17 protein-coding genes are annotated in these 19,694 nt (G+C 35.6%); 11 read left to right on the plus strand and 6 right to left on the minus strand.

All coding sequences use genetic code 11. From position 1 onward, the window contains the following. The first annotated feature begins 149 nt into the window (after positions 1-149). The 6 genes from rpsO to F596_RS0101715 all read left to right on the plus strand — a co-directional run bounded on the left by rpsO (position 150) and on the right by F596_RS0101715 (position 3,875). On the plus strand, positions 150-425 hold the full coding sequence (gene rpsO / locus F596_RS0101690) for a 30S ribosomal protein S15 (RefSeq protein WP_008449347.1): 276 nt from the start codon (positions 150-152) through the stop codon (positions 423-425). A gap of 430 nt (positions 426-855) precedes the next feature. Next, positions 856-1,686 carry a MotA/TolQ/ExbB proton channel family protein gene (locus F596_RS0101695; RefSeq protein ID WP_019035618.1) on the plus strand — a complete coding sequence of 277 codons (831 nt, stop codon included), beginning with the start codon at positions 856-858 and terminating at the stop codon, positions 1,684-1,686. After that, entirely contained in the window at positions 1,683-2,195 is a 513-nt protein-coding gene (locus F596_RS0101700; RefSeq protein WP_019035619.1) for a hypothetical protein, read from the plus strand. The genes F596_RS0101695 and F596_RS0101700 overlap by 4 nt, the downstream gene beginning before the upstream one ends. Positions 2,196-2,197: 2 nt before the next feature. Further along, complete coding sequence (locus tag F596_RS0101705) at positions 2,198-2,743, plus strand: ExbD/TolR family protein (RefSeq protein ID WP_019035620.1); 546 nt, start codon at positions 2,198-2,200, stop codon at positions 2,741-2,743. Continuing rightward, positions 2,743-3,207, plus strand: coding sequence for an ExbD/TolR family protein (locus F596_RS0101710; protein WP_008451280.1), 465 nt, complete (start codon positions 2,743-2,745; stop codon positions 3,205-3,207). The genes F596_RS0101705 and F596_RS0101710 overlap by 1 nt, the downstream gene beginning before the upstream one ends. Before the next feature lie 98 nt (positions 3,208-3,305). Continuing rightward, complete coding sequence (locus tag F596_RS0101715; RefSeq protein ID WP_019035621.1) at positions 3,306-3,875, plus strand: Lrp/AsnC family transcriptional regulator; 570 nt, start codon at positions 3,306-3,308, stop codon at positions 3,873-3,875. Positions 3,876-4,011: 136 nt separating this feature from the next. Here F596_RS0101715 and F596_RS0101720 read toward each other — a convergent pair whose 3' ends face one another. From F596_RS0101720 to mazG, 4 genes are all read right to left on the minus strand, one after another. Beyond that, positions 4,012-5,553, minus strand: a complete 1,542-nt coding sequence (locus tag F596_RS0101720) for a glycoside hydrolase family 10-like protein (protein ID WP_019035622.1) — start codon at positions 5,551-5,553, stop codon at positions 4,012-4,014. 110 nt (positions 5,554-5,663) lie between these two features. Beyond that, positions 5,664-6,578, minus strand: a complete 915-nt coding sequence (locus tag F596_RS0101725) for a ribonuclease Z (RefSeq protein WP_008451285.1) — start codon at positions 6,576-6,578, stop codon at positions 5,664-5,666. A 2-nt stretch (positions 6,579-6,580) separates the two neighbouring features. Beyond that, positions 6,581-7,138: a lipocalin family protein gene (locus tag F596_RS0101730; protein ID WP_008451278.1), complete on the minus strand. Its 558-nt coding sequence runs from the start codon at positions 7,136-7,138 to the stop codon at positions 6,581-6,583. A 27-nt stretch (positions 7,139-7,165) separates the two neighbouring features. Next, positions 7,166-8,056 carry a nucleoside triphosphate pyrophosphohydrolase gene (mazG, locus tag F596_RS0101735; protein WP_024992685.1) on the minus strand — a complete coding sequence of 297 codons (891 nt, stop codon included), beginning with the start codon at positions 8,054-8,056 and terminating at the stop codon, positions 7,166-7,168. A gap of 147 nt (positions 8,057-8,203) precedes the next feature. Here mazG and F596_RS0101740 point away from each other — a divergent pair, with 147 nt between their 5' ends. After that, positions 8,204-10,900 carry a valine--tRNA ligase gene (locus tag F596_RS0101740; protein ID WP_008451276.1) on the plus strand — a complete coding sequence of 899 codons (2,697 nt, stop codon included), beginning with the start codon at positions 8,204-8,206 and terminating at the stop codon, positions 10,898-10,900. A 129-nt stretch (positions 10,901-11,029) separates the two neighbouring features. Here the strand turns inward: F596_RS0101740 and rlmD are convergent, their stop codons facing one another. After that, positions 11,030-12,460 carry a 23S rRNA (uracil(1939)-C(5))-methyltransferase RlmD gene (gene rlmD, locus F596_RS0101745; protein WP_019035623.1) on the minus strand — a complete coding sequence of 477 codons (1,431 nt, stop codon included), beginning with the start codon at positions 12,458-12,460 and terminating at the stop codon, positions 11,030-11,032. A 212-nt stretch (positions 12,461-12,672) separates the two neighbouring features. On the opposite strand from rlmD, the gene ppdK reads away from it, so the two are divergent. Together ppdK and F596_RS0101755 are read left to right on the plus strand one after the other, a co-directional pair. Next, on the plus strand, positions 12,673-15,396 hold the full coding sequence (ppdK, locus tag F596_RS0101750; protein ID WP_019035624.1) for a pyruvate, phosphate dikinase: 2,724 nt from the start codon (positions 12,673-12,675) through the stop codon (positions 15,394-15,396). Between the two features lie 240 nt (positions 15,397-15,636). Continuing rightward, positions 15,637-17,118, plus strand: a complete 1,482-nt coding sequence (locus F596_RS0101755; protein WP_019035625.1) for a tyrosine-type recombinase/integrase — start codon at positions 15,637-15,639, stop codon at positions 17,116-17,118. A gap of 392 nt (positions 17,119-17,510) precedes the next feature. Here F596_RS0101755 and F596_RS0101760 read toward each other — a convergent pair whose 3' ends face one another. After that, complete coding sequence (locus F596_RS0101760; RefSeq protein ID WP_019035626.1) at positions 17,511-17,819, minus strand: hypothetical protein; 309 nt, start codon at positions 17,817-17,819, stop codon at positions 17,511-17,513. A 92-nt stretch (positions 17,820-17,911) separates the two neighbouring features. On the opposite strand from F596_RS0101760, the gene F596_RS0101765 reads away from it, so the two are divergent. Together F596_RS0101765 and F596_RS0101770 are read left to right on the plus strand one after the other, a co-directional pair. Then, a complete protein-coding gene (locus F596_RS0101765; protein WP_019035627.1) occupies positions 17,912-18,391 on the plus strand; it encodes a hypothetical protein in 480 nt (159 codons plus the stop codon). Positions 18,392-18,401: 10 nt separating this feature from the next. Then, positions 18,402-19,691, plus strand: a complete 1,290-nt coding sequence (locus F596_RS0101770; RefSeq protein ID WP_019035628.1) for a hypothetical protein — start codon at positions 18,402-18,404, stop codon at positions 19,689-19,691. The last annotated feature ends 3 nt before the right edge of the window (positions 19,692-19,694 follow it).

Below are 19,694 nucleotides of genomic sequence, written 5' to 3' on the forward strand. Positions count from 1 at the left end.
GAAACGTTTGCTATATGCATAAAAAGTTGTACCTTTGCATCGCTTTTTCGGAAAATCCGATGCATTTGATATTGTACCCCGCTGTGATTAATGACGGTAACGCAATAGAAAAATGTAATTGCAACAAACAATTAATCCATTTTAAGACAATGTATTTAAACAAAGAAAAAAAGCAAGAAATCTTTGAACAGTATGGTAAAGCACAAAAAGTAACAGATACTGGTTCAGCAGAAAGCCAAATCGCTCTTTTCTCTTATCGTATTAAAAACTTAACAGAGCATGTTAAGAAAAACCGTAAAGATCACGTTACTACTCGTTCTATAACTCGTTTAGTAGGTAAGCGTCGTGCTCTTTTGAATTATTTGTATAAGATAGACATTGAGCGTTACCGTGCTATTGTAAAAGCTTTAGGTCTTCGTAAGTAAGATATTTGCTAAGAGATAAAAGAGGTTAGGATATGTTTCTAACCTCTTTTTTTTTTGTTCTTATTTTATATAAAATAGTTATCAGCCTAAGTTTGTTTAGGCTAAAATTATGATATATATATTAATGTGTATAAATCATTTTAGTTATAAGAGGTAAGTGGTTCTTTTAAAGATTTATTCTACAATTACGTTTTCAAACATATTTAACGTCTATTATTTGGTGTGTGTCCCTTTTCTTAGTATCTTTGAACCCAAGAAATGCAAAGAGTGTGTTTCTTATGGTTATATTTTAGAGTAGGTTTTAAATATTTCCCTGCGGTTACAACTTTGCTATGTGAAAAGGCAAAAACATATAAAAGCTAATGATACAAAGGTTGTCTTATGTTGTATTTCAACATATATTTCCGCAAATATTAAAATTGTTTTTAAAATGAAAAGTAATTTTATTCGCTTTTTAATAGTGAGCCTAATGTTGTTTACCACTTTCACAGTGGTATATGCACAAGAGAAAAGGTCAAATGCTATAAAAACAGCAGCGGTTGGCGAAACGTTATCTGACAAGTCTTTAGATGCTACGGTAATAGATAAAACAGTTCCAGGTACAAAGGTTTCAGATAAAGAGCAAAGTAATAGCTATCATCAAGAGCTTAAAACAAAGTTTATAGAAGGTAATGCAGGTTTTATGTCTTTAGTAGCTATAGCTTTAGTTTTAGGTTTAGCTTTTTGCATTGAGCGCATTATATATCTTAGTTTATCAGAGATTGACGCTAAGAAATTTATGATAGACATTAGCAAAAAAATAGAGTCTGGCGATATTGATGGGGCTAAGGATTTGAGTAGAAACACAAAGGGTCCAGTAGCTTCTATTTGCTATCAAGGCTTGCTGCGTATTAATGATTCAATAGAGAATATTGAGCGTAGTGTAACGTCTTATGGTAGTGTGCAAAGTGCTAATTTAGAAAAAGGCTGTTCGTGGATAACATTATTTATAGCCATGGGTCCTTCTTTAGGCTTTTTAGGTACTGTAATAGGTATGGTAATGGCCTTTGACCAAATTCAGCAGATAGGAGATATTAGTCCTACAATAGTTGCTTCAGGTATGAAAGTAGCGTTGATAACTACTATTTTTGGTATTATAGTAGCTTTATTGCTAATGGTTTTCTATAATTATATTTTGTCAAAGATAGAGCATCTTACATCACAGATGGAAGAATCTGTAATAACCTTGTTAGATGCAATTATGGAGTATAAAACAAAATGATAAATAGGGTATCAAAAAACAAATTAGTAGAGAGGATATCTCAGCGAGTGCTTTATATTATTTTAGGTATAACGGTACTTGTTTTTATGGGTTTTTATTTGTTAGGTTATGATACACCTTTTGTTGATGATGCTTCATTCAAGGCATCGTTATTGACAGATGGTGTTTTAGTATGGATGTATATATTAATAGTATTTGCATTGATTATAATGTTATATTCTCTTTACAACTCTATACGGAGCGTAAAAATAGAGGGTAAGGTAGTAAATGGTATTCCTAAGCGAAAGATTACAATTTTAGTTATTGTAGGTATGCTTGTAGTGTTACTTTTAACTTTCTTATTTGGAACTACTACTTCTATGCAAATAAATGGTGAAATGTTTACAGATAAGTTTTGGTTGCAGGCAGCTGATATGTTTGTAAATACTATTTTGGTAATGCTTTTAGTATCTGTAGGAGCTGTAATTTTTGGTGCTACACGTTATCGTAGATCAAGAAGAAAGGTGTAAAAATGAGATTTTTCAAGAAAGAGAAGAAAAATGTTCCAGGTCTTAATACCTCTTCAACAGCAGACATTTCATTCATGTTACTGATCTTTTTCCTTGTAACAACTTCTATGGACTCTAATAAGGGTATATATAGAAGTTTGCCACCTATGCAGAAAAAACAGCATCAAGAAAAGATTACAGCTGTAAATGCTAATCATGTGATGCAAATACAGGTAAAGAAAGATGGAGTTATCAAGGTTGATAGTAAGAGTGTTAATATAATATCGTTAAGAAAACTTGTGCTTAATTTTATTAAGTATAATGGTACACAACATGTTATACAATTGAAGACAGAACGTGATGCGACTTATGATGAATACTTTCAAGTGCAGAATGCTATTCTTTTTGCATATAACACTATTCGTGATAAGAAAGGATTATCACAGTTTGGGCGAGTTTATGCGTTATGCGATAAAGATGAGCAGAAGGTTATTGATGAGCAGGTTCCTATACGTGTATCTGAAGTATATGTTTTAAATGATGTGGCAATGGCAAAGAGGTTAGAATAATGGGCATTTATAGACATAATAATCATAATATTCCAGAGCTTAATACAGCTTCATTACCAGATTTGATATTTTCTATTTTATTTTTCTTCATGTTAGTAACTCATATTAGAAAGGCTAATATAAAGGTAAAATACCAAGAGCCTGCAGGAAGAAATTTAGTTAGGATGGAAAAAAAGTCCACAGTAGATTATATATATATAGGCAAACCTGTTGATGAAAGGGGGAATATAATAAGTAAAGAAGATAAAATTCAGCTTAATGATAAACTTTTGTCTTTATCAGAGATAAAGAGCTATTTGCAACAAGAATATCAATCAATGTCGGCTGAGCAACGAAAGAAGATGACGGTGAATATTAAGGCAGATAAAAATATAAACATGGGAGTTATTATCGATTTAAAGCAAATGTTGCGTGAATGTAATGCTTTAAATGTTTTTTATTCTGCAAATACCGATAAAAAATAAGTTTTTATATGGGGCTTAATTTTTAATTTATTATAAATATCTTTATAAATTTGGATAAATAAATTTTAGTTTATAAATTTGCACAAAAATATTATAAAATGGCACATAGAAGTTTAGATCAGCTGGATAAAAAAATTCTTCGTCTTATTAGTGGAGATGCTCGTATTCCTTTTTTGGAAGTAGCTCGTGAGTGTAATGTTAGTGGAGCTGCTCGTATTCCTTTTTTGGAAGTAGCTCGTGAGTGTAATGTTAGTGGAGCTGCTATTCATCAGCGTATTCAGAAATTAGCAAATTTAGGAGTAATTCGTGGTTCTCAGTTTTTAATTGAGCCTGAGAAGGTAGGTTATGAAACTTGCGCTTTTATAGGATTAAATTTAAAGAACCCTGAGAACTTTGAAGATGTTGTAAAGAAATTGGAAGAAATACCAGAAGTGGTAGAATGTCATTATACTACAGGAGAATATGATTTGTTTTTAAAGATTTATGCTTATAATAATAGTCATCTTATGGCTATTATTCATGATAAGTTACAGCCTTTAGGGTTATCGCGTAGTGAAAGTACTATTTCTTATCATGCAGTTATTGAACGTTCTCTTCCTATTCCTGACATTGCTTTTTCAAGCAAGTCTGGTACTGAAGATGATGAAGATGATGAAGATAATGAATAAAAAATATTTATTAAAGATAAAATAAGCTCACTATTAGAAGTGAGCTTATTTTTGTTTTTCTTGTTTATAATAAAATAAGTAAGCTTATATATAGAGAGTAATTATTTTTAGAGAGCAACTTTTATTATAAAGTTTATTAATATCGTAAAGTTATTTTCTTTTTCTTTCCTACACTTTCATTTTCCATACGATCCAGTGCTGTTATTATAATAACTTTCTTTGGGTTGCTTTTTAGAGTAGGTAGCTTGTAGGTTGTATTATAAGTGATAGCTAATATGTGCGAAGGATCTTCAAGATTAATAGTTTCATTTTTATCGAAACAATATATAACATATTTATTAGCTTTATCTTTCCAGCCTTTACCTTTAGGGGCTTTCCATGAGATATAATATTCATTGTCAATGTGTGTTATTTTTATTTTTTTAGGTTTGCGAGGTGCTTTATTGTCTATGAAAGGCATTAAAGGTTGTAAAGCTGGTGTACTCCAATAGTCATAACGTAGTTTTAATCCATAGTTTCCAGGATTGTCAACAGCCATTTTAGCATACCATAATACTGTTCCTTTGACGTTTTTTGCTTGATCCTTCAATAGCCATTTTGCAGGTTGTTGGTGTGATAGTGGATTTTTAGGATCAGCATATTTTACAGTACGTTCTATATCTTCTCCTATATATAGAGGTCTGTTAACAGCATAGTTATTCCACCATTTGACAAGCTCTTTGTAATCGGCTGTAGGATGGCCTATTTGCCAGTAAATCTGTGGAACGCAATAATCTACCCATCCTTCATTTATCCATTTGATAACATCTGCGTAAAGGTCATCGTAATTTTGTAATCCGCGTGTCTTGCTACCATTTGAAGTAGTACGCGCATTGCGGTAAATGCCAAAAGGAGATACACCAAACTTTACCCAAGGTTTAGCTGTATGAATTGTATTGGATAACTGTTTGATAAAAAGGTTTACGTTATTTCTGCGCCAATCTCCAATATTTGTAAATCCTTTTCCAAATTGTTGATATTCTCGCCAATCAGGAATTTTTTGTCCTTTAACAGGATAAGGATAGAAGTAGTCATCAATATGCAGTCCATCGATGTCATAACGAGTTACAATATCATTTACTATTTTACATATATAATCTCTATTAGAAGGAATACCAGGATTAAGAATGTATTGCCCATCATAGGCAAAAACATGTTCAGGGCTTTTTATTGCAATATGATTATAGGCAAGTTTGTTGGTACCTTTAGTCTTTGCGCGATAGGGATTTATCCATGCATGAAGCTCCATTCCGCGTCGATGGCATTCTTCTATCATCCATTGTAAAGGATCCCAATAGGGAGAAGGTGGAACACCTTGTTTCCCTGTTAGGTATCTACTCCATGGCTCAAAAGGGCTATTGTAGAGAGCATCACACTCTGGTCGAACCTGAAAGATAATAGCATTTACTCCATCTTTTTGTAATTCATTAAGTTGATAAATTAAAGTTTTTTGTATTTTTTCAGTAGGTAATCCTTGAAATTGACCATTTACGCACTGTATCCATGCTCCTCGAAATTCACGTTTATGTGGAATTGCTATAGCTGTTATTGTACTAAAAGTTAGAAGGAAAATAAAAGAAAAGTGTTTTATTGTATTTTTAAAAATAGTTGGAATAGAATTATTTTTTATAGATATCATGTGAGTTAGTTTTATTATACATTAATTGTTTGTTTTTTCTCGTGTGGAAAGATTTTGTATAAGTCTTATTTTAGTATAAATTGTTTGTATTTATAATTAAAGTATAAGTTTTATATATTGAAAATATCGCCTTCATTAGAGAGATAACTTTCTGTAAAAATTTCGCGTGCTTCTTTTAATATTGTTGCTTCAGAGTCGTATCTTGCAGAGTAATGCCCTAAAATGAGTTTTCCAACATTAGCCTTGCTAGCTACTATAGCAGCTTGTTTTGCTGTACTGTGTAAATATATTTTAGCTTTGTCTGCGTGCTCTTCTGTATAAGTACTTTCATGGTAAAGAGTACTAACATTTTTAACAATTTTATATAGATGCGGGATAAATTTAGTATCAGAGCAATAAGCATAGCTACGAGCGGTATCAGGTGCATAGGTAAGTTTTTTGTTGGGAATAATTTTTCCATCAGGCGTTACCCAATCGGCTCCAGCCTTTATATTGTTAATTTGACTTATTGGTATATTATAAAAGTCTATCATCTCTCGTATAATATGTGGCTTTGTAGGTTTTTCTCTAAAAAGAAAACCACAACATTCTATGCGATGTTGTAAAGGAATTGTTTCTATAGTAAGGCTTCTGTCTTCAAATATAACTTTCTGTATATTAGTATTAAGAGAATGGAAGATTATCTTAAATTCTATATTTTGACAAAAAAAAGATATGGTCTGTTGTAGTATGGCTTCATAATTAGCAGGTGCATATATATGTAATGGTGCAGTTCTTCCAGTTAGCCCAAAAGTAGAAATTATGCCAGGTATACCAAAACAGTGGTCGCCATGTAGATGAGATATGAATATTGCTTGTATGCGTGAGAATGGAATATGGTGTTTACGTAATTGTGTTTGTGTGCCTTCGCCACAATCAATCATGAAGAGTTTATTGCGTAGCTCTATTACTTGTGATGATGAAGCGTGCTTAATGGTAGGTAGAGCACTACCACATCCTAAGATGTGTATTTTAAAATTTTCCATTATTATTTACTACGCTTATAAACAAATATCCCATTTGCGTTTTCTAAAGAAAGTGTATAAGGTTCTAATTGGGATATTTCAAACGTATCTTTTGATAGAATAAGTTTACCATTAAATATTTTCCAAGAAGTCCAAGGTGTGGTTTCTGATTGTATGTTTGATATTACAGTACCTCCCTCTTTTATTTCAAAGTTTTTATCAAGGCTTGTCCAACAACCTAAAAGAGAGGTTATATTTATTGCGCTACGTATAAAGCGGTCGCCATATTCTGTATAGCTTATTATAGCAAAGCGGTCGCCATTTAGCTTTCCACCCTTTACAACTTCAGTTGTATCATTTGGGTTTATGAGGTATTCTACAGTATCTCCTTTATCAGTAAGCAGTGTTAGTGAGTTCATACCACCATCAATCATTGTTCCGTATATAGTACTATCTTTAGCGGCATTACTTTCTAAAGTTTCTGTTGATCGTGTTAGCGTCTTCTGTTGTTTTTTATTATTGCATCCTATAAATATAGATATAGTAATAATACTTAGTAAGAGAGTAGTTAATTTCTTCATAATTATATTATTTTACAGATAGGATTATTATATTTTTCTTATATTCTTTGCTTCATTCCATAGTTTATTCATATCTGAGAGAGTTAAGTCTTTTATATTTTTGCCTTGCTTTTTACATTGTTCTTCTATGTAATTAAAACGTTGAATAAACTTTTTATTAGTAAATTCTAAAGCGTTGTCTGGATTTATATTATAAAGACGAGCAGCGTTTATAAGCGAGAAGATAAAATCACCAAACTCTTTAGTAGCATTTTCGTTGTTATTTTTATCAAGTTCTATTTTTAGTTCTTCTAATTCCTCTTGTACTTTTGTCCAAACATCTTCACGTTTTTCCCAGTCAAATCCTACATTGCGTGCTTTATCTTGTATGCGATATGCCTTTATAATACTGGGCAGTGATGATGGAACTCCAGATAAAACAGAAATATTTCCATCGCGTTCTTGTTGTTTGCGTTGTTCCCATGTGCTTTCTACTTCTACCTCGGTGGTAGGTTGTAGATTGTTTTTTATGAGAGATTTCTTATTTTTGTTTTTTTCATCTTTATATATAACTTGCCCATTTTGGGATATAGTCATGTTAGGATTATTTATTGTCCATCCTGTCCAGTCTATAAAATCATGGCGAAACATAAGTTTATCCGATTGTGCATTGCAAATATCTGCTATATCAAAGTCGTTATCTTCCTGACCTAATATAGCATAAAAAATAACATGTTCAATGATGTCCCCTAACTCCTTACAAATGTTTTTTTTATCATTATTTATCAAGGCGTCGGCGAGCTCAAAGGCTTCTTCTATGGTGTTGGGACGCAAACTTTCATAAGTTTGTTTTCTATCCCAAGGGCATTCTTTGCGTAAACGTTCTTGTATATCTAACAAGCGAGCAAAAGCCAATAATTTTTCTTTTTTAGTATGCAATTTATCCTATGTTAAAAAGTTAGTGATGATAAACGTTAAAAGATTTCGCTTTCATCATATATATAGTGCAAAGATATATCTTTTAGATGATTTTTTTGTAATTTTGTCTCGTTTTTAAATGATAATAAAGATTAATAATATAGTATAATGGAATTAGCAAGCAAGTATGATCCACTGGTAGTGGAGTCGAAATGGTACCAATATTGGTTGGATAATAAGCTTTTCTGCTCTAAGCCTGATGGCAGAGAGCCTTATACAATAGTAATCCCTCCACCAAATGTAACAGGTGTCTTACATATGGGGCATATGCTTAATAATACGATTCAAGATATTCTTGTGCGTCGTGCTCGTATGGAAGGGAAAAATGCTTGTTGGGTTCCAGGTACTGATCATGCTAGTATAGCAACAGAGGCAAAGGTTGTTAATCGTCTTGCACAGCAAGGAATACAAAAAGCAGATATCACACGTGATGAATTTTTGAGGTATGCTTGGGATTGGACTAATGAGCATGGAGGTATTATTTTAAAACAGCTTCGCAAATTGGGCTGTTCATGTGATTGGGATCGTACAGCTTTTACAATGGACGATGTGCGTAGTAAGGGCGTTATAAAGGTGTTTTGCGATCTTTATAAGAAAGGTCTTATATATCGTGGTGTGCGTATGGTTAATTGGGATCCCAAGGCTAAGACAGCTCTTTCAGATGAAGAGGTTATATATAAAGAGGAGCATTCTAAATTATATCATTTAAAGTATTATATTTCTACAGACGATCAGTTAAAGGTAATTCGTAAGAAAGATGGAAATGTAATACATAAAGATGATAAAGGTTATTATGCAGTAGTAGCAACAACACGTCCAGAAACAATAATGGGCGATTCTGCAATGTGTATTAATCCTATAGATGAAAAGAACACTTGGTTAAAAGGATTACATGTTATAGTACCTTTAGTGGGACGTGTTATTCCTGTGATAGAGGACGAATATGTAGACATTGAGTTTGGTACAGGGTGTTTGAAAGTTACTCCTGCTCACGATGTAAACGATCATGCTCTTGGATTAAAGTATGGATTGGAAACAATAGATATTTTCAATGACGATGGAACAATATCCGAATCGGCAGGCTTGTATGTAGGTAAGGATCGTATGGAGGTGCGTAAGCAGATAGCAAAAGATTTGGAATCTGCAGGTTTAATGGAATGTGTAGAAGACTATGATAATAAAGTGGGGTATTCTGAGCGTACAAATGTGCCTATTGAACCTAAACTATCTACACAATGGTTTTTAAAAATGCAGCATTTTGCAGATATAGCACTTGCTCCTGTAATGGATGATGATATAGAATTTTATCCTAAAAAATATAAAAAGACTTATCGTCATTGGTTAGAGAATATTAAGGATTGGTGTATTAGCAGACAGTTATGGTGGGGACATCGTATTCCTGCTTATTATTTTAAATCTGCTGATGGTAAACCTGCCATGGTAGTAGCAGAGAATGATTCTGAAGCTTTATCTGAAGCAAAGAAACTGAATAATGCTATAAGTGCATCTGATTTAGAGCAGGAGAGCGATTGTTTGGATACATGGTTTTCTTCTTGGTTATGGCCTATATCTGTTTTTGATGGTATTAACAATCCAAACAATGATGAGATTAGTTATTATTATCCTACCAGTGATCTGGTAACAGGACCAGATATTATCTTTTTTTGGGTAGCTCGAATGATAATGGCTGGTTACGAATATCGTGGTAAGTTCCCATTTAAGCATGTTTATTTTACAGGTATTGTGCGTGATAAGAAGGGTAGGAAGATGAGTAAGAGTTTAGGAAATTCGCCTGATCCTTTGGAGCTTATTGATAAATTTGGTGCAGATGGTGTGCGTATGGGAATGATGTTATCAGCCCCAGCAGGTAATGATATACTATTTGATGAGGCTCTTTGCGAGCAAGGACGTAATTTTAATAATAAGATTTGGAACGCTTTCCGTCTTGTTAAAGGATGGCAGGTAGATAATTTGGCACAACCAGAATCATGTAAGATAGCAGTACGTTGGTTTAATGCCAAGCTGAAAGCAGTAAATGCAGATATGCAACAACAATTTAAGAGTTATCGTATCTCTGATGCGTTGATGACTATTTATAAATTGTTTTGGGACGAGTTTTCTAGTTGGTATTTAGAAATGATTAAGCCAGAGTATGGTTGTCCTATAGATAAGTCTACTTACGAAGCTACTTTGAGCTTTTTTGATACTCTTTTAAAGATGCTTCATCCTTTTATGCCATTTATTACGGAAGAGTTATGGCATCATCTTTATGAGCGCAAAGCTGGTGAGAGTATTATGAGTGTAGAGCTTAATATTGATACTCCAAAGCAAGAGGATGCAAAAATAGAAGAGGATATAGAAAAGGTGAAGCAAATTATTAGTGGTGTGAGAATGGTTCGTAATCAAAAGAATATTGCTTCAAAGGTAGGATTAGATTTGGAAACAATAAATCAAAATCCTTTCGAACATTATAACACTATTATTTCTAAGATGGCAAATGTAAAGAATATTAGAGTTTCTACAGAGAAGAGTGCAGATGCTTCGGTCTTTATGGTAGGTACAGATTCTTTTGCTGTACCATTGGGCGATTTGATAGATGTTGAAGTAGAGATAGAAAAGCAAGAAAAAGAACTTAAGCATTTGGAAAGTTTCCTTGTAGGTATTCGTAAGAAGTTATCAAATGAGAACTTTGTTGCTAATGCTCCAGCCTCAGTTATTGAGCGTGAGCGTAAAAAGGAAAGTGATTCAGAAGAAAAAATTAGTATGCTTAAAGTTAGTCTTGAAGAGTTGAGAGCACGTAAGTAAGGTGTACAACATTATGTTTATATATAAAAGAGAAGTTCCTGTAAAGGGAGCTTCTCTTTTTTATTTTCAAAAAATAGTAATATTCAAATTTATACAAATATTTTTGTTCAAAACAAGTATTATTTGTGGCTATGTTAATCTTTCTTCTAAGAGAACAACGTTTTCTACATGTGGTGTATGAGGAAACATATCTACAGGTTGTACAGCAATAATCTTATAGCTTGTATTAAGTAATGATAAGTCTCGTGCTTGTGTAGCGGGGTTACAACTCACATAAACAATGCGTTTGGGTCGTGCTTGTAATATCACATTGATAACATCGGGATGCATACCTGCACGTGGAGGATCGGTAATAATAACATCTGGACGACCATGTTCTTTTACAAATCTATCAGTAAGAATGTTTTTCATATCTCCAGCATAGAATAAAGTGTTTTCAATATTGTTGATTTTTGAATTTACTTTAGCATCTTCTATCGCTTCAGGAACATACTCGATGCCTATTACTTTCTTTGCTTTTTTTGCAATAAAGTTGGCTATAGTTCCAGTTCCTGTATATAAGTCATATACTAACTCTTTGCCAGTTAGATTAGCAAAACGGCGAGTTACATCATAAAGATGGTAAGCTTGTTCTGTGTTGGTTTGATAGAAACTTTTAGGGCCAACTTTAAAATTAAGCTCTTCCATTGTTTCAAAGATATGGTCTTTCCCTTTGTATAAAATAAGATCAAGGTCGTTAAAAGTGTCATTACCTTTTTGGTTGTTAACATATAGCAATGAGCTAATTTGTGGAAAATTGTTGGCAATGTGTTTCATTAATCCTAAAGAACGTTCTTCATCATTATCATTATCGTAATGAAACTGTATTAATACCATCCATTCGCCTGTGTTAGAATTGCGTATCATGATACTGCGTAATAGGCCATGTTGCTCACGTGTGTCATAAAAGGTAAATTTGTTTTTTAGAGCATAGTTGTAAATGGAGTTTCTAATGTCATTTTGAAGATTATCCATCAACCAGCATTTTTTTATAGGGTATATCTTGTCGAAAGCACCTGTAATATGAAAACCAATAGCACCTTCTGTTAATCCTATTCCGTTTGGTATGTCTTTTAGTTCTTCGGTAGTGTACCATCGTTTATTAGCACAACCGAATTCTAATTTGTTGCGGTAATTTTCAGTGTGAATAGATCCCATTATAGGATTTATTTCAGGAAGAGAAACTTTGCCTATGCGTGTTAATTGATCGAAAACCTGTTGCTCTTTTGCTTTTAGTTGCTCTTTATAAGGAAGGTTTTGCCACTTACATCCTCCACAAATACCAAAATGATTACATAGTGGATCTATACGTACATCGCTTTTTTTTATGAATTTTGTTACTGTAGCCTCATAGTATTTGTGGCGTTTTTTATATACTTGTAGGTTCACAATATCACCCGGTACTACAAATGGAACAAACACTACCATATCTTTAACGTGTGCTATACATTTCCCTTCAGCAGCTACAGCTTCTATAGTTACATTTTCTAACAAAGGTAGAGGTTTTCTCTTTCTGGTCATATTCTCTTGTTCTTATTTTTTTGCAAAGGTACAGTTTTTTCTGTTTATTTTCCCACTTCTGTTGTTTTACAAACTTACTGTGTACGAAAACATATATAAAATGCTATTTGAACATTACAAAAGTTGAGTGAAAACTTGCACATATTTTTCACATTGTGTATATTTGCACTAAATAATGACTAAAATAAACAAATATATAAAAACAATTAATTATGAGCGAAAAAAGAGTTTATACCTTCGGCAATGGTAAAGCTGAAGGTAAGGCGGATATGAGAAATCTTCTTGGAGGTAAAGGTGCTAACCTTGCAGAGATGAATCTTATCGGCGTTCCTGTACCCCCGGGTTTCACTATTACTACTGATGTATGCAATGAATATTATGAAGTAGGTAAAGAGCAAGTGGTTCTTTTGCTAAAAAAAGAAGTAGAAGATAGTGTAAAGCATATCGAAACCTTGATGAACTCGAAGTTTGGAGACCCAACTAATCCTTTATTAGTTAGTGTGCGCTCTGGAGCTCGTGCTTCGATGCCTGGCATGATGGATACTATATTAAATCTTGGGTTGAATGACACAGTAGTTGTAGGATTAGCAGAAAAAACAGGCAATGAACGTTTTGCTTTTGATAGTTATCGTCGTTTTGTGCAAATGTATGGTGACGTTGTTTTAGGAATGAAGCCAGAAAACAAGGAAGATATAGACCCATTTGAAGCAATTATTCAGGATGTAAAGGCAAAACGTGGTATAAAGCTCGATAACGAGATGAATGTAGAAGAGCTAAAATTGCTTGTAAAACTTTTTAAAGAAGCTATAAAGAAGCAGACTGGAAAAGATTTCCCTACTGATCCTATGGAGCAGCTTTGGGGTGCTATCTGTTCTGTATTTGATTCTTGGATGAACGATCGTGCCATTCTCTATCGTAAGATGGAAGGTATTCCTCAGGAATGGGGAACAGCAGTTAATGTTCAGGCTATGGTTTTTGGTAATATGGGAGACACTTCTGCTACTGGCGTATGCTTCTCTCGTGATGCAGGCAGTGGTGAAAATATTTTTAATGGTGAGTATCTTGTTAATGCACAAGGTGAGGACGTAGTGGCAGGTATTCGTACTCCGCAGCAAATTACAAAGGAAGGATCTTTGCGTTGGGCTAAGCAACAAGATATTGATGAAGAGGTTCGTTTTACAAAATATCCTTCTATGGAAGAATGTATGCCTGAAGTGTTTGAGCAGCTAAATGCTATCCAAGATAAGTTAGAAAAGCATTATCATGATATGCAGGATATGGAATTTACAGTGCAAGATGGTAAGTTGTGGTTTCTTCAAACACGTAATGGTAAGCGTACAGGTACAGCCATGGTAAAGATAGCTATGGACTTATTGCATGAAGGTGAGATAGACGAAAAGACAGCATTGAAACGTTGTGAGGCTAATAAGCTTGATGAGCTTCTTCATCCTGTTTTTGATAAAGAAGCATTAACACAAGCAAAAGTGTTAACTCGCGGTTTGCCAGCATCTCCCGGAGCAGCATGTGGGCAGATAGTGTTCTTTGCCGATGATGCTACTAGGTGGCATGATGATGGGCATCAGGTTATTATGGTACGTATAGAGACATCACCTGAAGATTTAGCAGGTATGTCGGCCGCCGAAGGTATTTTAACTGCTCGTGGAGGTATGACTTCACATGCAGCTGTTGTTGCTCGTGGCATGGGTAAGTGTTGTGTTAGTGGAGCAGGTGCTATTATTATAGACTATAAGAAGCGTACTATAGACATTGACGGAACAGTTTTGCGTGAAGGGGACTATATTTCTTTGAATGGTTCTACAGGTGAAGTTTATTTTGGAGAGGTAAAAACAAAACCTGCTGAGGTAACAGGCGATTTTGCAGAATTAATGGATCTTTGTAGTAAGTATACTAAGCTTGTTGTTCGTACTAATGCAGATACGCCACATGATGCTGAGGTAGCAAGTAATTTCGGAGCAGTGGGAATAGGTCTTTGCAGAACAGAACATATGTTTTTTGAGAACGAGAAGATAAAAGCAATGCGAGAGATGATACTTGCTAATAGTACAGAGGAACGTGAAAGAGCATTAGATAAGTTGTTGCCTTATCAAAAGCAAGACTTTTACGGCATATTGAAATGTATGGATGGTATGCCTGTAAATATTCGTCTTTTAGATCCACCTTTGCATGAGTTTGTTCCTCATACTTTAGAAGGGCAGCAGGCTATGGCTGATGAGATGGGTGTTAGTGTTAAGTTTATTCAGGATCGTGTGAATTCTCTTTCAGAAGCTAATCCTATGCTTGGTCTTCGTGGTTGTCGTTTAGGTAATACTTTCCCTGAGATTACTGCTATGCAGACAAAGGCTATACTTGGAGCTGCTATACAACTAAAAAAAGAAGGCTTTAACCCTATGCCTGAGATAATGGTACCACTTGTAGGTATTGTTAATGAGCTTGATATTCAGGAGGCTATTATTAGAAAAACAGCTAAGAAATTGTTTGAGAAAGAAGGTTTGGAGATAGAGTTTAAAGTAGGTACAATGATAGAGATCCCTCGTGCAGCTCTTACTGCTGACCTTATTGCTAAAAAAGCACAATATTTTAGTTTTGGAACCAATGACCTTACACAGATGACCTTTGGATATAGTCGTGATGATATAGCAAGTTTCTTACCAAGTTATTTGGAAAAGAAGATACTTGATGTAGACCCATTCCAAGTATTAGATCAAGATGGAGTAGGGCAGCTTATTAAAATAGCAGTTAATAAAGGTAGGGCTACTCGTAAAAATCTTAAGTGTGGCATTTGTGGAGAGCATGGGGGCGAGCCTTCATCTGTCAAGTTTTGCCATCATGTAGGTTTAAATTATGTTAGTTGTTCTCCTTTCCGTGTACCTATAGCAAGGTTAGCAGCGGCGCAAGCTGCTGTGGAAGAATGTTAGAAAACTCCTAAATATCAATTGTTTAGGCGGAGTACCACGTATTTACGGAGGTTTTCCGCCTAATTCTTTTCATAAAACAGCGTGTGTTTATACACACTATTTGGGCAGAATGAGCGTAAATGTTTACAGTAAGTTTACTATTTTGGAATACACTGTTTACAGCGTGTTTACAACTGCAAATCTGTAAGTTATAACAAGTTTAGATATTTTTATCACTAACAATTGGAACACGGATGAATTATGGCAACACTGAAAATATGCGTAAGGAGTAAACGTAGCGATGGTTTTTATCCTGTTTATATCAGGGTAACACATCATAGGGAACTCGCCTATATCAAAACTGACAAGATGGTAAACGATAAGGGCATCACGAAAACCAAAGAAGTTAAAGACCCATACGTGGTTGGTCTGCTCTCTCCTGTTATCATTGACTACATGGAGCGTCTCAACAAAAAGGACATTAGGAACTGGAACGCAAAAGAAGTGTCCGACTTTCTTGTGAGTGGCGATGATGATATAGATTTTTCGAAATATGCCAGAAAGCACATAGACCGAATGATAGACAGAGGGCAGCAGCGCAACGCTCGCAACTATGAACTTGCCTTACAGCACCTCGAGAGATTTGCAGGGACAAACCATGTCAAGTTCTCGCATCTGACCTCGATGTTTGTAAACAGATGGATTAAAAGTCTTGAAACGACAAAGCGTGCCAAGGAAATGTACCCTATTTGCATCAGGCAGATATTCAAAGCTGCACAGGTAGAGTTCAACGATTACGACAACGGCATCATCAAGATAAAGACAAATCCGTGGGTGAAGGTGGAAATTCCAAAGGCTGACCGTCCAGAGAAATTGGCAATCACTCCCGAAGCGTGCAGGGAGTTCTTTTTCTTTCCACTTCCTGAAAGTAAGATGGCGCACCCTACCACAGAGATAGGCAGAGATGTGGCAATGATGGTGCTTTGTCTTGCAGGTATCAACACGGTTGATTTGTTTCAGATGAAGAAAACAGACTACTATGACGGCATCATCCATTACCAACGTGCCAAGACAAAAAAGTTTCGTGCCGATGGCGCATATATGGAAATGCGTGTCCCTCCTATCCTACTTCCTTTGTTAGACAAATACAAGAACACCGATGAGGCTGACGTGCATCTATTCAACTTTGCTAAACGCCATACAACTTCTGACAGCTTTAGTGCCAACGTAAACATAGGTATTCGGCATCTATGTGAGGCTATGGGCATAGATAAGCAGCACGATTATTCTGTTTACACTTTCAGACACACATGGGGAACAGTGGCGCAAAACGATTGCAAGGCTACTATTGGCGAGGTGGCATTTGCTATGAACCATAGCAGCGGACACAAGGTAACACGAGGCTATATCAAGATAGACTTCTCTCCAACATGGGAACTCAACGAGAAAGTAATTGATTTTATTTTCTTCTCAGATAAACCATCACAGCGAGAACAAAAGCCGAAAGAGGAACGTTTCAAACTCTCGTATCGTTATCAGGTTCATGGCACAGCATTCTTCCAAGGGCGCAAGGTAGCAGAACTGACAGACGTTGGCTTCAACAATGTTGATGAAGTTATCGAGAAGCTGGCATCACTACTACCTGACGACATTCCACTTCGCTCAATGGTTTTATTCAAAATCGAAAACAACGACAAAAAACAAACAGCAGTTTACGAGCGAATGAAAGGCAAAGGCTTTTAATCTTTCAAACCTACAAATGAGCTTTCTTTTGTAGGTTTTTCTTTTTATATTCATTAACAAATAAAAGAATAGCTCTCGCGTACGCACGTGCGCGCGTTGATGTAGATATATTTTATTTACTTTACTTTACTTTATGCACTTTTTGGTAAGAAATGCACTCTTAAACTGCATTTCTTCGGAAGAAAGTACACTTAAACTGCATTTCTTCGGAAGAAAGTACACTTAAACCGCATTTCTTCGGAAGAAATAAATTAACTTTTATTTACTTTGTGTTTTCCCCTATCAGAGACAAAAAAGGAGCATCCTCACGGACACTCCTTACTCACTTTTACAACAAACAATTCATTAAAAATGGACTAACAACAAATATCTACAGTAGATGTTTGTAGAAATCACTTGCCACCAGACAATGCGATGAGCCTGTCCTCAATGGTCTTCTTAGTTTCTGTTGCAACATCAAGTGTGGTAGATTGTAATTTCGGTGCTACATAACTTGTAAACTTCTCCATTGCTTGAACTCTATCCTTTGGCTCTAAGTCTCTTAAATCTTTCTTGAATTGCTCTGAACTATAGTAATCGTCTGTAATTTCTGCAAGTATATTCCTAACCTTTGAAGAAACTTTGTTAGGAGTACCTGCAACACGCCCACCAGTCTTAGGTGTTCCTGCTGGTCGTCCTACTTTTCTTTTTTCTGCACTCATATCTTCGTCATGATTAAAAGTTAAACCTGTGGTGCAAAGATAATTACTTATTTTCGCACCGTATAGTATAACTTTTAATAAGCATTATAATTATGGGAATGATAGGAGCAGCAGTTGGAGCAGCAGGTAGCATATTTGGTGGTATCTCAGCTACAATGGCTATGAATAAGATGAAAGCCAATGTAGAGGCGCAGAAAAGAGAAAATCAAGATTGGTACGATAGGCGATATAATGAGGACTCAACACAGCGTGCTGATGCGCAGAAGATTCTTACAATGACTCAGGAGAGTATCAAGAAAAATAATAAGGCAGCAGCAGCATCGCAAGCGGTAATGGGTGGAACTGACGAGAGTACGGCAGCTGCCAAAGAAGCCAACAATAAGGCTCTTGCTGAAGCTACTTCAACTATAGCCGTTAATGGAGATAAGCGCAAAGATGCTATCGAAGGACAGTATAGAGAGCGTGATGCAGCACTAAACCAAGAGTTGAACCAAATAGAAAAAGATAAAGCAGCAGCAATTGGGCAAGCAGTACAAGGCGTAAGTAGTGCAGCAAGTTCACTTCCTTTCTAAAATTTAGAGTATGAGTAGTGCATTAGATGATATATTAGGCAATAAGCCTACACCGTTACCACCACAGCAGCCACAGCAGCCGACTGTGGCTAAACCGTTGGTGGATTGGAATAAGGCAGGTGCAGAATACGAGTCTTCAAAGCCTAAATTCACACCTGCCATCTTACAACAGCAGGAAAAGGAGAAAGCAGAGGCTAACAAAATAGTTCCACCGCTTGCCCCTCCTCTTGAACAGGCAAAGCAGGTTACGCCCCCACCAGCCGACAAAAACAAGAAAATGTCGTATGTAGACATGTATAAGCTGCTTAACCCTTATCAACCCCCAACGCAAGAAGAACTCGAAAAGGAACGTAAGAAAGAGAAACGTGAGAAGATGTTTGCAGCTATTGGCGATACTATCTCTGCTTTGTCAAACCTATACTTTACCACACAGTATGCTCCGAATATGTACAAGCATGAAAACTCACAATCGGATAAGGTCAAAAGCAAATGGGATAAATTGAGGGAAGATAGAGATGCACAAATGAATGCTTACATTAAAAATCTCATGGCTGCACAGCAAGCTGATGACGAGAATGCAGAAAATGAAAGGAAGTGGCAGCGCCAGTTAGATATTGACGCTTACAACCAAAAAAAAGATGCCGATGAGTTCCAGTACAAGAAAGACCGTGATAATATTAAAGATGAACAGTGGCAGAAGAATTACGACCAAAAGGCAGAACAATTTAAAACAACTACAGGAATTAAGAAAGATGCTCAAAAGGAAACAGAACGCTCTCACAGAGCCAACGAGGGTTTGAAAGGCGCACAAATCCAAGAAGCAAAGAGACATAACAGCGTAACAGAGGCACAAGGGGCTGAACGTATCGCTATTTCTCGTGCTAAAGGTTCTGGAGGTGTTTCTTCGTCAGGTAGCGAGAAAGGTGGTAAAGGTAGCAAACAAGAGACAATTAGGTTACACGATGGGAGTGTACACACCTATTCTCCTGATAAAAAAGGCGCACTTACTTCACTTGCACCGTCAATGGCAAAGAAAGCAAGGGCGGCAGCGGAGCGTTATCATAAGGCTGGAGATAAAAGGAGTTATTTGCACTATATACAAATTGCTAATGCGCTTGAAAAGGCAAAGAGTAAAGACGCTATTGCTGCAATTGTAGCCTCAAATGTAGGCGACTTCCCGACAATGGACGGTGATGTACGCAGAGTGATAGGCGTAACAGGTAGCTTTGATGTAAGTAATTATCGTAGAAAGGGGAACTCAAAATCAAGTAAATCAACAAGTAAACCTCCATTAAACTAATAG

The sequence above is a fragment of the Prevotella amnii DSM 23384 = JCM 14753 genome (assembly GCF_000378745.1).
Taxonomy (GTDB): domain Bacteria; phylum Bacteroidota; class Bacteroidia; order Bacteroidales; family Bacteroidaceae; genus Prevotella; species Prevotella amnii.

Bases quoted from the DNA above. Each gene is read 5' to 3' on its own strand.
- rpsO (WP_008449347.1), top strand. From the start codon at position 150: ATGTATTTAAACAAAGAAAAAAAGCAAGAAATCTTTGAACAGTATGGT.
- F596_RS0101695 (WP_019035618.1), top strand. From the start codon at position 856: ATGAAAAGTAATTTTATTCGCTTTTTAATAGTGAGCCTAATGTTGTTT.
- F596_RS0101700 (WP_019035619.1), top strand. From the start codon at position 1,683: ATGATAAATAGGGTATCAAAAAACAAATTAGTAGAGAGGATATCTCAG.
- F596_RS0101705 (WP_019035620.1), top strand. From the start codon at position 2,198: ATGAGATTTTTCAAGAAAGAGAAGAAAAATGTTCCAGGTCTTAATACC.
- F596_RS0101710 (WP_008451280.1), top strand. From the start codon at position 2,743: ATGGGCATTTATAGACATAATAATCATAATATTCCAGAGCTTAATACA.
- F596_RS0101715 (WP_019035621.1), top strand. From the start codon at position 3,306: ATGGCACATAGAAGTTTAGATCAGCTGGATAAAAAAATTCTTCGTCTT.
- F596_RS0101720 (WP_019035622.1), bottom strand. From the start codon at position 5,553: ATGATATCTATAAAAAATAATTCTATTCCAACTATTTTTAAAAATACA.
- F596_RS0101725 (WP_008451285.1), bottom strand. From the start codon at position 6,578: ATGGAAAATTTTAAAATACACATCTTAGGATGTGGTAGTGCTCTACCT.
- F596_RS0101730 (WP_008451278.1), bottom strand. From the start codon at position 7,138: ATGAAGAAATTAACTACTCTCTTACTAAGTATTATTACTATATCTATA.
- F596_RS0101740 (WP_008451276.1), top strand. From the start codon at position 8,204: ATGGAATTAGCAAGCAAGTATGATCCACTGGTAGTGGAGTCGAAATGG.
- rlmD (WP_019035623.1), bottom strand. From the start codon at position 12,460: ATGACCAGAAAGAGAAAACCTCTACCTTTGTTAGAAAATGTAACTATA.
- ppdK (WP_019035624.1), top strand. From the start codon at position 12,673: ATGAGCGAAAAAAGAGTTTATACCTTCGGCAATGGTAAAGCTGAAGGT.
- F596_RS0101755 (WP_019035625.1), top strand. From the start codon at position 15,637: ATGGCAACACTGAAAATATGCGTAAGGAGTAAACGTAGCGATGGTTTT.
- F596_RS0101760 (WP_019035626.1), bottom strand. From the start codon at position 17,819: ATGAGTGCAGAAAAAAGAAAAGTAGGACGACCAGCAGGAACACCTAAG.
- F596_RS0101765 (WP_019035627.1), top strand. From the start codon at position 17,912: ATGGGAATGATAGGAGCAGCAGTTGGAGCAGCAGGTAGCATATTTGGT.
- F596_RS0101770 (WP_019035628.1), top strand. From the start codon at position 18,402: ATGAGTAGTGCATTAGATGATATATTAGGCAATAAGCCTACACCGTTA.